Here is a 12,373-nt window from a genome sequence, read left to right as displayed (position 1 = left end):
CATGAGTCAAGAAATTATACGTCAAACACCGCTATGGGCTGAGAACTGGCCAATCGCTTATTCTGTGATTCAAGCGATTGTGATCTTGCTTGTAGTGGTGCTTGTCGCTGCGTTGATGTCATTCATCGAACGCCGTTTACTTGCGTTATGGCAAGACCGTTACGGTCCAAACCGTGTTGGTCCCGGGGGGATGTTCCAGATCGTTGCCGACATGCTGAAAATCATGTTCAAGGAAGACTGGACGCCTAAGTTTGCCGATAAGCTGACTTTCCGTTTAGCACCTGCAGTTGCCATGGCAACTGCGGTACTTTCGTTCATGGTGATTCCTGTAAGTCCGACAATGGGCGTAGCAGATATGAGCATCGGCCTGTTGTTCTTTATGGCAATGGCTGGTATCGCAGTATATGCCGTGCTATTCGGTGGCTGGTCTTCAAATAACAAATATGCGTTATTGGGTGGTCTGCGTTCTGCAGCTCAAACCATTTCTTATGAAGTGTTCCTGGGGATCTCGCTGATGGGTGTGGTGGCAATTGCCGGTTCATTCAACATGCGTGAAATTGTTGAAGCACAACGCGATGTATGGTTTGTGATTCCACAATTCCTAGGTTTCATTATCTTTATTGTTGCAGGTGTTGCGGTAACGCACCGTCATCCATTTGACCAACCGGAAGCTGAGCAAGAATTGGCGGAAGGTTATCACGTCGAATACGGCGGTATGAAATGGGGTATGTTCTTCGTTGCGGAATATGTCAACGTAGTTCTTATTTCAGCATTGATCGTCACTTTATTCTTTGGCGGTTGGTTAGCACCATTTAACCTAGAAATTCCATTTATTCCACCAGTATTCTGGTTCATTATCAAAACAGCATTCTTTGTGATGATGTTTGTCTTGGCTCGTGGTTCGTTAATGCGTCCACGTTACGATCAGGTGATGAACTTTGGTTGGAAAATTTGTTTGCCATTGGCGTTGGTCAACTTGTTGGTGACTGGTGCTGTGATTCTGATGAATCAGGCCTAGGACAGCAGGGAGTACAAAATGTATAAAATTCTAGCTGGATTCGGGTCAATCGTACGTTCATTGTGGATGGTATTCAGCCACGTGACACGTAAACGTGACACTATTCTTTATCCAGAAGTGCCAGCTGAACAAATTGTTCCGCCGCGTTTCCGTGGTCGTATTGTATTGACACGTGACCCAGATGGTGAAGAACGCTGCGTGGCATGTAACCTGTGTGCGGTTGCCTGTCCGGTTGGCTGTATTTCTTTACAGAAAGCAGAAAAAGAAGATGGTCGCTGGTATCCGGAGTTTTTCCGTATCAACTTCTCGCGTTGTATTTTCTGCGGTATGTGTGAAGAAGCGTGTCCAACGACAGCGATTCAAATGACACCAGATTTCGAGTTAAGTGAATACGTTCGTCAAGACTTGGTCTACGAAAAAGAGAACCTGCTCATTTCAGGTCCTGGTAAATATCCTGACTACAACTTCTACCGTGTAACCGGTATGGCAGTGGCAGGTAAAGATAAAGGTCAGGCACAACGTGAAAGTGCACCAGTTGACGTACGGAGCTTATTACCATGATGTGGCCATTTTATTTGATGGCACTTGTGGCCATTGTTTCTACGGTTCGTGTGGTGACTAACGCGAATCCTGTGCATGCTTTATTAAGCCTGATCGTGTCCCTCCTTGCTGTGGCAGGGATGTTCATGATCGTTGGTGCGCCATTCGCTGGCGCACTAGAAATTATTGTTTATGCCGGCGCGATCATGGTGTTGTTCGTGTTTGTGGTGATGATGCTAAATCTTGGTCAACATACGGTTGAACAGGAACGTAAATGGCTGACTTCATCTGCATGGGCATATCCAGCATTGATGAGTTTCCTGATGGGCTTGGTGCTCGTCTGGATGCTTGGTTCGGATTACACAACCGCAGGTCCGGTGATGGGCACTAAAGTTGTGGGACCTAAAGCTGTAGGTACAGCGCTCTTTACTCACTACTTACTATTGGTAGAAGTTGCCGCAATGTTATTGCTTGCAGCCCTCGTTGCAGCATTCCACTTAGGTAAACGTGAACCAAGTGCAAAAGAGGAAAAAGAATAATGGGCAACATTCCTTTAGAACACGGTTTAATCGTTGCAACCATTCTTTTTGCACTGGGTTTTTACGGTGTAATGGTGCGACGCAACCTACTATTTATGTTGATGAGCCTTGAAATCATGATGAACGCAGCGGCGCTTGCGTTCGTTCTTGCAGGTAGTGCATGGTTACAGCCAGATGGACAAATCATGTTCATCCTGATCTTGACCCTTGCAGCTGCAGAGGCTTGTATTGGTCTTGCGATCGTCCTTCAGTTCTACCATCGCTTCCATCATTTGGATGTGGATGCTGCTAGTGAGATGCGCGGATGAGTTATTTATATTTAACAATTTTATTTCCGCTCATTGGTTTTGTCCTCTTGGCGGCGGGGCGCAATAAGCTTCCTGAAAATGTGGCAGCCATTATTGGTGTGGGTTCAGTCGGTTTATCTGCTTTATTTGCACTGATTGCTGGCATGGGCTTTGTAGACAATGGTTCAGTAGCTCAGGTTCAACATCTTTGGACCTGGTTCAATGTCGGTGGTTTTGCACCAGGCATGAGCTTGCACCTAGACGGCCTGTCATTACTCATGACCGGCATGATCACCGGTGTAGGTTTTCTGATTCACATCTTTGCCTCATGGTACATGCGCGGTGAAGAAGACTTTGCACGTTTCTTCTCTTACTTCAACCTGTTCGTTGCCAGCATGTTGCTGCTCGTTCTTGGCGATAACCTGGCGTTATTGTTCTTGGGTTGGGAAGGCGTAGGTCTTTGCTCTTACTTGCTAATTGGTTACTACTATCAAAACCCGGAAAATGGTTTTGCAGCCATCAAGGCATTTACTGTAACTCGTATCGGTGACGTATTCTTGCTGATTGCATTGTTCCTGATTTTCCAACAATTCGGTACTTTGCATATCGGTACAATCGTTGCCAATGCACCTCAAGTATTAGCGGGTGACCATTCACTTGCGATCTGGACATCTTTAATGTTGTTCCTGGGTGCTGCCGGTAAATCTGCGCAAATTCCATTACAAACATGGTTGGCTGATGCAATGGCAGGTCCTACACCTGTTTCTGCGTTGATCCATGCGGCAACAATGGTAACAGCCGGTGTTTACCTGTGCTGCCGTATGTTCTCCGTGTTTGAAATGACACCAGAAGTGATGATGTTCATTTCGATCACTGGTGCGGTAACATTGATTGTTGCTGGTTTTGCTGCATTGGTTCAAACAGACATCAAACGTATTCTGGCTTACTCAACCATGAGTCAGTTGGGTTATATGTTTATGGCTGTTGGTGCTGAAGCATACCAAGCGGGCCTGTTCCACATGCTTTCACACGCATTCTTCAAGGCATTATTGTTCTTGTCTTCTGGTGCTGTGATTCTGGCTTACCATCACGAACAAAACATCTTCAAAATGGGTGGCTTGTTCAAACATAACAAATTCCTGTTTGCCTGCTTCGCAATTGGTGGTGGTGCGTTGGCTGCCATTCCATTCTTGACCATCGGCTTCTTCTCGAAAGATGCCATCCTTGGTGCAGTTTGGGCACAAAGCCACATTGCAAATCTTCCTATATATAATTGCTTATACTGGACAGGTGTTGCGGGTGCATTCTTAACGTCAATCTATACATTCCGTTTAATCTGGGTTGTATTCTTTGGTAAAGAAAACACGCCTTATCACGAAATCAAAGGTGCAACTTATTGGGCTCCGTTGGGTATCTTGGCGGTACTTTCAACTGGCTTGGCTTACTTCTTGAAAGCACCAGTAGAAGCTGCATTAACCAAAGCCAATATTCCAGCTTTTGTTATTCCTGAAGCGCTTGAAGCAGGTGTACATGGTGCTGAATATACCGCTGTGGGTATTGCATTGGCTGGTCTTGTGGTAGGTATCGTATTATTTGTCTTTGCTTATAATGCAGTGAAAGGTTTTGCCCGTACTTCATTGGGTGCCGGCCTTGCCAATATCTGCCGTAATGCACTTGGTTTTGATGCGTTGTATAACATCGTATTTGTGAAACCATATTTGCTTATCGCGAAAATTTTAGGTCGTGATCCGATTGACGGCCTGTGGTTAGTGCTTCCTGCCATTGTTAAAGGTGGTCATAGCTTCACCAGCTCACGTCAAACAGGTTCATTGCGTGAATACGCATCAAGTATGTCACTCGGTGTAGTGGTATTGCTGATGATCCTGATCGTGATTCAGGTAGTGGGGAAATAAGATGGAAATCACAAACAACTGGATTTTACCCGCGCTGATCCTCGTACCGTTCATTGCAGGTTTTGTATGCTGGATCGTCGACAAGCTCGACGACAAACTACCGCGTTACATTGCGTTATTCGGTATGCTCATTACTTTGGGCTTAACCGTTGCGCTTTGGAATTCCGGTACTTATCACTATGAACTCGGCGCAAAAGTTCCAACTTGGTCTGCCGAATTCATGTTGCCTTGGATTTCAACCCTTGGCATTAACATTCACCTTGCGGTGGATGGTCTTTCACTGCTTATGGTCGGCTTGACTGCATTACTGGGTGTACTTGCAGTGGGCTGTTCATGGGGTGAGATTCAAAAGAACGTGGGTTTCTTCCACTTAAACCTTTTATGGTCTTTGGGTGGGGTAATCGGTGTATTCCTGGCGATAGACCTGTTCCTGTTCTTCTTCTTCTGGGAGATGATGCTGGTACCAATCTACTTCCTGATTGCCTTATGGGGTCATAAGGGAGCAGACGGTAAGTCACGTGTTTATGCAGCGACCAAGTTCTTCATCTATACGCAGGTCGCAGGTTTGATCATGTTGATCGGTATTCTAGGCCTTGTGGTTTACGGATACATGATGACTGGCATGATCGGCTTCGATTACAACTACCTGTTAGGTGTGGCGAATACGCTTGATGCACAGTTGCCATCAGTGGCTTATGCCTTGATGATCTGTATGTTCATCGGTTTCGCTGTAAAACTTCCAGTGTTCCCATTGCACGGCTGGTTACCAGATGCGCATGCTCAAGCACCGACAGCCGGTTCTGTCGACTTGGCAGGTATCCTGATTAAGACTGCTGCATACGGTCTGCTTCGTTTTGTTATGCCATTCTTCCCGGCGGCTTCTGCACAGTTTGCAGATATCGCGATCATCTTCGGTTTAGTCGGTGTGTTCTACGGTGCCTGGTGTGCTTTCCAGCAAACCGATATGAAACGTTTGCTGGCGTATACTTCTATTTCGCACATGGGCTTTGTATTACTTGCACTTTACGCAGGTAATATCCTGACTTTCCAAGGCTTAATGATCATGATGCTGGCACATGGCCTGTCATCTGCTGCCTTGTTCATTATGTGTGGTCAAGTGTACGAGCGTGTTCATACGCGCGACTTACGTTTAATGGGTGGTATGCGCGGTCAATTCCCGTACCTTGCTTTCTTCCTGATGTTCTTTATTGCTGCGCTTGTCGGTATTCCAGGTTTAGGTAACTTTATTGGTGAATTCCTGATTTTGATGGGTTCATTCAACAAATTCCCAGCCTTTACCATTGTGGCAGCGACCAGCTTGGTATTGGCAGGTCTTTATGGCTTGATCCTGATTCACAAAGCATTGTTTGGTACGCCAAATGAAGAGCAAAAACAAAATTATACAAGCCCATTGAAAGACTTGAATGCGCGTGAGATTGTTATTTTGTTAGTGTGTGCTTTTGGTCTACTATGGCTCGGTATCTATCCACAAAGCTTCCTTGATATTTCAAATTCAAGCATGGCGTGGTTAGCAAACAGCTATATCCCAGTTCAAGAAGTTGTCGATGCGACTCAACAGGTCGTATCTCAACAAAATGTGGAGATCCAATAAGCCATGAACTTCACAATGTCATTTTCCGAGCTTATGCCATTAGCTCCTGTGATGATCGTGGCTTTAACTGCGATCGTAGTGATGCTTCTCATTGCAATTAAACGTAACCATAATTTAATTGCAACAGCCTCTGTAGTCGGCTTGAACCTTGCTGCAGCCTATGTCCTGATTGCAATGTTCGGTGGTGCTTTTGCACCAGCGAACGTGATGGGCATGTTTATGCTTGACCCATTTACCTTGCTGTACCAATTGGTCATTCTGATTGCTGCACTGGCTTGCTGTACCTTGTCACATGCTTATATTGAAAGCTATCAAGATAACCGTGAAGAACTGTATATCCTGATGCTGTGCTCGGTAGCGGGCGCAATGCTGATGGTGGCAAGTTCTCATTATGCATCTTTCTTCATTAGCCTTGAGCTAATGTCGATTCCTGTATACGGTCTTTTGGCTTATACACACCAACGTTCACAATCGCTAGAAGCGGGTATTAAATACCTTGTTCTTTCAGCAACTGCTTCTGCAATGTTGTTGATGGGCATGGCATATATCTATGCTTATACCGGTTCATTGTCTTTCTATGACAATGTTCAGGCCTTGATGCAAGCCATCAAACAGCCAATGGTGATTTTAGGTCTAGGCTTAATCGTTTTTGCCGTGGCATTTAAATTGTCTCTTGCGCCATTCCATAAATGGACGCCAGACGTGTATGCAGGTGCTCCAGCGCCAATCGCAACATTCCTTGCGACTGTGGCTAAAGTGGCAACCATTGGTCTGTTTGTACGTTATTTACTTGCTTCAGGCGCAATCCTGGTAGATTCAATCGTAACGATCATCACGATTATTGCGGTGCTTTCTATTCTGGTGGGTAACTTCCTTGCAGTACGTCAAGTCAACCTGAAACGTATTCTGGGTTACTCTTCAATTGCGCACTTTGGTTATTTGCTGATTGGTTTAATCAGCATGACTTATGCAAGCCTGGGTAACGTATCTGTATACGTAATCACTTATGTATTGACGACGATTGGTGCATTTGGTGTTGTAGCGTTGATGTCTAGTCCGTATAACAATGCAGATGAAGCACAAAGTCTGGCAGATTACCGTGGTTTGTTCTGGCGCCGTCCAGTATTGACTGCGACCTTGACTGTCATGATGTTATCTCTTGCGGGTATTCCATTGACTGCAGGCTTCATTGGTAAGTTCTTGGTGGTGATGGCTGCGGTAACAACCCAGCACTGGTTCCTTGCTGCCATGATTGTAGTGGGTTCAGGTATTGGTCTGTACTATTACCTTCGTGTGATGGTGGTGATGTATATGACTCCGCCAGATACGCCACGTATTGATGCCGACAAACATTGGGGTCAGAAAGTGGGTGGTATTATGGTGCTTGCTGCGGCATTGGCTGTATTGATCATTGGTGTTTATCCTGATCCAATCATCAAATTGGCGCTTCAAGCGGAGATTTTATCTCCATTGCATTTCATGCTATCTCAACAGTAATCTAAAAAAACTATAAGTTTTTTCTAAAAAGCCTCCTTTCATAGGGGGCTTTTTGGTTTATAAGAGATATAAAAAACATTTATAATAGCTGAAATTTTATCTCATCTTTTAGGTGCTCTCCCGTGGCTATTCATGAAATCCGTCATCCACTTATCCGACATAAACTTGGTTTGCTACGTCGTGCAGACATCAGTACAAAAAACTTCCGCGAACTAGCGCAAGAAGTGACCATGCTTCTGACTTATGAAGCAACCAAAGACTTGCCGATGTGTGAGCATGAAATTGACGGCTGGAATGGCAAAGTTACTGTAGACAGTATTGCGGGTAAAAAAATTACCGTTGTTCCTATTCTGCGTGCAGGTATTGGCATGTTAGATGGGTTTTTGAACCTGATTCCAAGTGCCAAAGTTTCTGTATTGGGTCTTGAGCGTGATGAAGAAACCTTGCAAGCACGTACTTATTATAAAAAACTGGTTCCCGATGTACAAAACCGTTTGGCGATGATTATCGACCCGATGCTGGCAACCGGTTCTTCATTGGTTGCAGCCATTGATGTATTGAAGGCGAGCGGCTGTAAAGATATCCGTGTCATGGTCTTAGTTGCAGCGCCTGAAGGCATTAAAAAAGTAGAAGAAAAACACCCAGATGTGACAATTTTCACAGCAGCTATTGATGACGGTCTCAACGAAAATGGTTATATCGTTCCGGGTCTTGGCGATGCAGGCGATAAAATTTTCGGTTCAGTGCAAAAAGACTGAGCCTAGAAGACAAATTAAAAGAGGCTTCAGGCCTCTTTTTTTATATACTGTAAACATGGCATTTTTTAGCATAGGGCAGCAGCATGAAAGATGAATTACATCAGGGTAAAATCAAAAAGTATGACCCTGAAAAAGGCTTTGGTTTTATTGGTTCGGCTGAAGGGGATATTTTCTTTCATATTTCAGATTTCCCTGCGGCAGAAGGCGAACCGAAACGTAATGAACGGGTAAAATTTGCGGCTGTTAAAAATGGTGACAAGTACAAGGCTGTTCGTATAGAACGTGTTGCAGATCACTCAGCAAAAGCAAAAAAATCGAAAGTATCCGAGCATAATAAATCGATTACATCCGCCTTGTTGTCGAATTTTCGAGGTTGATGCTTCTGCTTTTGATTGCAGCATGATGATGTTCAGGATTGCTTTTGACAATCATTGGAAAAGAGGCTTTTGGGCCTCTTTTTTATTATAATAAGAAAAAATATAAATGAAAAAGAGTATTTTATGTTTGTTCAGGGGAAAGTCAAAACTTATAACGCAGAGCGCGGTTTTGGATTTATTGCAGTAGAGGAAGGCGCAGTGAAAGATATTTTCTTTCACATTAAAGATGTGCCCAATAGCACTATCGAACCTAAAGTCGGGGAGAAGTTAAAATTTATTATTGTGGAAGATGATTGCAAGTTTAAAGCCGACCGTATTGTACGACTGGATCTACAGTCTGCCTCAGCGGAGAGTATAGCTGCCAAGCCAGTAGGTACAAAAAAGAAAACTGCTTCACCACGTTATAATAAGGCTTCATATAAAGGCCGAATCTTATCTGCTATTGCCTTGATCATTCTGGCACTGCTTGCTGTGATCGGTTATGGTCAATATCAGGATTATCGCACGGCAGAGCAGCTGAAAGCGCAACAGTTGATTATAGAGCAACAGCGTATTGTGTCACAACAGCGAGAAGCACTGGGGGATTTACCGGAAGCAGTTTTGTCGGAGCAGGGGCAGCGTAATCTGGCAGGTGAAACTTACAATACCACTAAACCGCGCTCGGAAAAGATTAATGCCAGTATTGATCAGCAAAATGGGGTGAGATTAGCAACAGCACAATTTAAATGTGATGAACGGCAACATTGCAGTCAAATGAATTCAAGAGCAGAAGCTGTGTGGTATGTACAAAACTGCCCAAATCATAAGATGGATGGTGATGGTGACGGTATACCTTGTGAAAATGATTCACGCTGGTAATAAAAAAAGCGCCTAAATGGCGCTTTTTTTAAATCGTTTTTTATTCTTCACAGAATTTCATAAAGGCTTTAAGGCCGGGTCCCTGATATTTCTGACGATGAACCAACATGAATAAAGGACGAGTCAGTTGCCAGAAAGGAGTTTCCAAAATGACCAGCTGACCTTTTTCACGTAAAGGTTCAATGGCGAGTTTAGAAATACAGGACATCCCGATACCTCCCGCCACAATTTTTAAAATCGCTTCATTATGGCCTAAAGTGAGGCGGATATTGGCATCTGGCAGGTCTTTTAAAATGGCATTGTCAAACACCTCACGGGTCCCTGAACCTTCTTCACGTAAAATCCATTCGACATGGTCAAAATCTTTAGCGGTAATTGCGCGGTCCAGTTTTGCCAATGGATGCTCTGGTGAACAGCATACCGCCAGTTCATCATCGCGCCAGTGTATACACTGCAGCTGTGGCAAATGACAGGACCCTTCAATTAAGGCTAAATCCAGCTGGAACTGGTTGACTGCTTCAATCATCTGACGGGTGTTGCCTACTTGCAACTGCAAATGTGCTTGCGGCTGAATTTGCAAAAAGTCTGCCATCAGGTCCGGCATCAGGTAATCGCTAATGGTTAAGGTTGCCCCCAGGCGCAGGTCAATACTTTGTAATTCACCTTTAGCCGCCTGTTCAAAAGCTTCGCAGCGACCTAAAATTTCTAGTGCTTGTGGAAGTAGAAAACGACCTAAATCATTGAGTTGCAGACGCTTGCCAAGACGGTCGAATAGAGGTGCACCCAAGCCATCTTCCAAATCTGCTAAAGCCATACTTGCAGCACTTTGCGTGAGTTTGACAGCATCGCTGGCTTTGGTTACTGTGCCTTCTTGTGCAACTGCTACAAAAACAGCCAACTGGCGTAAGGTCATGCGCATGAATAGAGCCTTAACATTTAAAAAATATTAATAAATTATGTGGTCATGCTACCATGAGCACAGTCTTTCATGCCACGTTGAAATCATGTCAATTGAAAAATTTAGCTTAGAAAAAGTTTTATCTGTACATCGCTGGACCAATACCTTATTCAGTTTTACCATGACACGACCTGCACATTTTAAATTTACTGCAGGGCAGTTTGCACGTATTGGCCTAAAAGTGGGCGATGAACTGGTGGTTCGGGCTTATTCCGTGGTGTCATCCCCCTTTGATGAAACCCTAGAGTTCTTTTCAATTGTAGTGCCAAATGGTGCATTTACATCTAACCTGCAACATTTACAGGTTGGTGATGAACTGTACCTGGAAAAAATTCCTTATGGTTTTTTAACCTTGGCGCGTTATCAGCTCCCATTACCGCATGACTTGTGGCTACTCGCGACTGGCACAGGTTTGGCACCGTTTATTTCCATGCTACAAGACTTTGAAACCTGGTCGAAATATCAAAAGATCAATCTGGTTTATAGTGTGCGTACGGAAGCCGAACTGGCTTATGTCGAGCGTATTCAGGAAATAGCTGAAACCTTTGGCGAAGGTCATACGGGCTTTAAATTTGTCCCGATTATTACCCGGAATCCCGATGCAGCGTTGCATGACCGTTTACCGGTATTGATTGAAAATGGTGAACTGGAAAAAGCGGTAGGGCTACAATTCAATGTAGATACCAGTCATGTGATGCTTTGCGGTAACCCACAAATGGTGGAAGATACTAAAGAAGCATTAAAAGCACGTGGCTTGAAAATGAACCGCCGTGGTGAAGGTAATATTGCGGTCGAAAATTATTGGTAATCGCATTTAGAGTTCCTCCCTTTTTAAAGGTGAGAAGCATTGCTTCGCAAGGGAGGGATTAAAAGGAATAATTTATCTCGTGAAAACTGAATCCCCCTAAATCCCCCTTCTTCTAAGGGGGACTTTCTCTAATCACAAAAAATCCTCCATTCAGGAGGATTTTTTAGCTTTTAATCTTTTAATGCACAAACATATCAATAAATTCGCGGATTTCCTGAATTGCAGTTTCCACATCGCTGGTCAGCCAGGTAGGTTCAAATATACCGGCATAATGTTCAAGTCGTTCTTGGGGAACCACCAGACGGATCGGACATTCTTCTTCCAGTAAGCGCCAAGGAATAATCGGTACTTCATTGTCTATAAACGGGGCAATATTGCGAATGTCGATCACCATGGCATTGATGCATTCAGGAAACGGCATCACAGAAAATTCTTCGGTACGACGACGGAAATATTCCAGATCACCCCATTTAAGCACATAACTTGGTTTACTAAATTCAATAATTCCAATGAGATGTTCATCACGAGTGTAATGCAAACAACATTGATGAGTGACGTCAGTGTCCAAATCAAGCGTTACAGATTGCTGACGATACGCCATAAAGTTAAGCAGCATGAAAAACGGTGCATAATTATAGCTCATTTTAAGCCTTTCAGCACCTAAAGCATGTTTCATCATGAAAGCTTAGACAGGTTTAAAAATCGGTTAATTTTCTTATTTTAAAAACCGCAACTTAAACCCCTATCTTTTGCATGGTTAAATTTTGCTGGAGCTTAAATTAAAATACTGGGACTTAAAGTAAAATAATAGTGTCTTGATCCTAGACAATATTGTGGACAGCTGATCCCTCTAAATTCTTAAAATATTTCTGTTCAAAGGCTTCTGGACTTAACCAGCCGTTTGCAGAATGCCTTCTGACCCGATTGTAATAAATCTCAATATAGTCAAACAATATAGCATTAGCCTCTTTTCGAGTGGCAAACACACTGCCATGTATCACATGACCTTTCAATGTATGAAAGAAGCTTTCGGTCACTGCATTATCCCAACAGTTTCCTCGTCTAGACATACTCTGAATACAATCATTTGTCAGTAATAGCGTTCTAAAATCACGACTACAGTACTGTGAGCCTTGATCCGAATGTACCATGACACCCGTTGGATAACCCTGACGAGCCATGGCATAGTTAAACGCATCACACACCAA

The 12,373-nt window shown here is 43.9% G+C and carries 14 protein-coding genes; 11 read left to right on the top strand and 3 right to left on the bottom strand.

The window, feature by feature from the left end; all coding sequences use genetic code 11:
• The first annotated feature begins 1 nt into the window (after position 1).
• From nuoH to ACE01T_RS03545, 10 genes are all read left to right on the top strand, one after another.
• On the top strand, positions 2 to 1,018 hold the full coding sequence (gene nuoH, locus ACE01T_RS03590; protein WP_180042484.1) for an NADH-quinone oxidoreductase subunit NuoH: 1,017 nt from the start codon (positions 2 to 4) through the stop codon (positions 1,016 to 1,018).
• 18 nt (positions 1,019 to 1,036) lie between these two features.
• Positions 1,037 to 1,579, top strand: coding sequence for an NADH-quinone oxidoreductase subunit NuoI (nuoI, locus tag ACE01T_RS03585; RefSeq protein WP_086196032.1), 543 nt, complete (start codon positions 1,037 to 1,039; stop codon positions 1,577 to 1,579).
• The gene (gene nuoJ, locus ACE01T_RS03580) at positions 1,579 to 2,097 is read left to right on the top strand and encodes an NADH-quinone oxidoreductase subunit J (protein ID WP_171521992.1); all 519 of its coding nucleotides are present in this window, start codon (positions 1,579 to 1,581) and stop codon (positions 2,095 to 2,097) included. The genes nuoI and nuoJ overlap by 1 nt, the downstream gene beginning before the upstream one ends.
• Positions 2,097 to 2,405, top strand: coding sequence for an NADH-quinone oxidoreductase subunit NuoK (gene nuoK / locus ACE01T_RS03575; RefSeq protein WP_004651041.1), 309 nt, complete (start codon positions 2,097 to 2,099; stop codon positions 2,403 to 2,405). The genes nuoJ and nuoK overlap by 1 nt, the downstream gene beginning before the upstream one ends.
• Positions 2,402 to 4,297 carry an NADH-quinone oxidoreductase subunit L gene (gene nuoL, locus ACE01T_RS03570; RefSeq protein ID WP_180082258.1) on the top strand — a complete coding sequence of 632 codons (1,896 nt, stop codon included), beginning with the start codon at positions 2,402 to 2,404 and terminating at the stop codon, positions 4,295 to 4,297. The genes nuoK and nuoL overlap by 4 nt, the downstream gene beginning before the upstream one ends.
• A 7-nt stretch (positions 4,298 to 4,304) precedes the next feature.
• Positions 4,305 to 5,909 carry an NADH-quinone oxidoreductase subunit M gene (gene nuoM, locus ACE01T_RS03565; protein ID WP_180082262.1) on the top strand — a complete coding sequence of 535 codons (1,605 nt, stop codon included), beginning with the start codon at positions 4,305 to 4,307 and terminating at the stop codon, positions 5,907 to 5,909.
• Between the two features lie 3 nt (positions 5,910 to 5,912).
• Positions 5,913 to 7,406: an NADH-quinone oxidoreductase subunit NuoN gene (gene nuoN / locus ACE01T_RS03560; protein ID WP_166167762.1), complete on the top strand. Its 1,494-nt coding sequence runs from the start codon at positions 5,913 to 5,915 to the stop codon at positions 7,404 to 7,406.
• Positions 7,407 to 7,528: 122 nt separating this feature from the next.
• On the top strand, positions 7,529 to 8,164 hold the full coding sequence (gene upp, locus ACE01T_RS03555) for a uracil phosphoribosyltransferase (RefSeq protein ID WP_180082257.1): 636 nt from the start codon (positions 7,529 to 7,531) through the stop codon (positions 8,162 to 8,164).
• Between the two features lie 83 nt (positions 8,165 to 8,247).
• Positions 8,248 to 8,541, top strand: a complete 294-nt coding sequence (locus ACE01T_RS03550; RefSeq protein WP_180082256.1) for a cold shock domain-containing protein — start codon at positions 8,248 to 8,250, stop codon at positions 8,539 to 8,541.
• 123 nt (positions 8,542 to 8,664) lie between these two features.
• Positions 8,665 to 9,399, top strand: coding sequence for a cold shock domain-containing protein (locus tag ACE01T_RS03545; protein ID WP_395518755.1), 735 nt, complete (start codon positions 8,665 to 8,667; stop codon positions 9,397 to 9,399).
• Positions 9,400 to 9,439: 40 nt separating this feature from the next.
• Here ACE01T_RS03545 and gigC read toward each other — a convergent pair whose 3' ends face one another.
• Complete coding sequence (gene gigC, locus ACE01T_RS03540) at positions 9,440 to 10,318, bottom strand: LysR family transcriptional regulator GigC (RefSeq protein ID WP_166167753.1); 879 nt, start codon at positions 10,316 to 10,318, stop codon at positions 9,440 to 9,442.
• Positions 10,319 to 10,403: 85 nt separating this feature from the next.
• Here gigC and ACE01T_RS03535 point away from each other — a divergent pair, with 85 nt between their 5' ends.
• Complete coding sequence (locus ACE01T_RS03535) at positions 10,404 to 11,165, top strand: ferredoxin--NADP reductase (protein WP_180174689.1); 762 nt, start codon at positions 10,404 to 10,406, stop codon at positions 11,163 to 11,165.
• 178 nt (positions 11,166 to 11,343) lie between these two features.
• Here the strand turns inward: ACE01T_RS03535 and ACE01T_RS03530 are convergent, their stop codons facing one another.
• Both ACE01T_RS03530 and ACE01T_RS03525 read right to left on the bottom strand, forming a co-directional pair.
• Positions 11,344 to 11,766, bottom strand: coding sequence for a hypothetical protein (locus ACE01T_RS03530; protein WP_086196104.1), 423 nt, complete (start codon positions 11,764 to 11,766; stop codon positions 11,344 to 11,346).
• 220 nt (positions 11,767 to 11,986) lie between these two features.
• The coding region (locus ACE01T_RS03525; RefSeq protein WP_395518754.1) for an IS3 family transposase at positions 11,987 to 12,373 on the bottom strand (387 nt) is incomplete at its 5' end.

Source organism: Acinetobacter uliginosus, assembly GCF_044130295.1.
GTDB lineage: Bacteria > Pseudomonadota > Gammaproteobacteria > Pseudomonadales > Moraxellaceae > Acinetobacter.
Note: the sequence above shows the minus strand (reverse complement) of the source record. Positions and strands in the feature narration are given on the sequence as shown.

Excerpts from the sequence above, each read along its gene's own strand:
- nuoJ (WP_171521992.1), top strand. The coding sequence starts at position 1,579 with ATGTGGCCATTTTATTTGATGGCACTTGTGGCCATTGTTTCTACGGTT.
- nuoH (WP_180042484.1), top strand. The coding sequence starts at position 2 with ATGAGTCAAGAAATTATACGTCAAACACCGCTATGGGCTGAGAACTGG.
- gigC (WP_166167753.1), bottom strand. The coding sequence starts at position 10,318 with ATGCGCATGACCTTACGCCAGTTGGCTGTTTTTGTAGCAGTTGCACAA.
- ACE01T_RS03530 (WP_086196104.1), bottom strand. The coding sequence starts at position 11,766 with ATGGCGTATCGTCAGCAATCTGTAACGCTTGATTTGGACACTGACGTC.
- nuoI (WP_086196032.1), top strand. The coding sequence starts at position 1,037 with ATGTATAAAATTCTAGCTGGATTCGGGTCAATCGTACGTTCATTGTGG.
- nuoN (WP_166167762.1), top strand. The coding sequence starts at position 5,913 with ATGAACTTCACAATGTCATTTTCCGAGCTTATGCCATTAGCTCCTGTG.
- nuoL (WP_180082258.1), top strand. The coding sequence starts at position 2,402 with ATGAGTTATTTATATTTAACAATTTTATTTCCGCTCATTGGTTTTGTC.
- ACE01T_RS03535 (WP_180174689.1), top strand. The coding sequence starts at position 10,404 with ATGTCAATTGAAAAATTTAGCTTAGAAAAAGTTTTATCTGTACATCGC.
- nuoK (WP_004651041.1), top strand. The coding sequence starts at position 2,097 with ATGGGCAACATTCCTTTAGAACACGGTTTAATCGTTGCAACCATTCTT.
- ACE01T_RS03545 (WP_395518755.1), top strand. The coding sequence starts at position 8,665 with ATGTTTGTTCAGGGGAAAGTCAAAACTTATAACGCAGAGCGCGGTTTT.
- ACE01T_RS03550 (WP_180082256.1), top strand. The coding sequence starts at position 8,248 with ATGAAAGATGAATTACATCAGGGTAAAATCAAAAAGTATGACCCTGAA.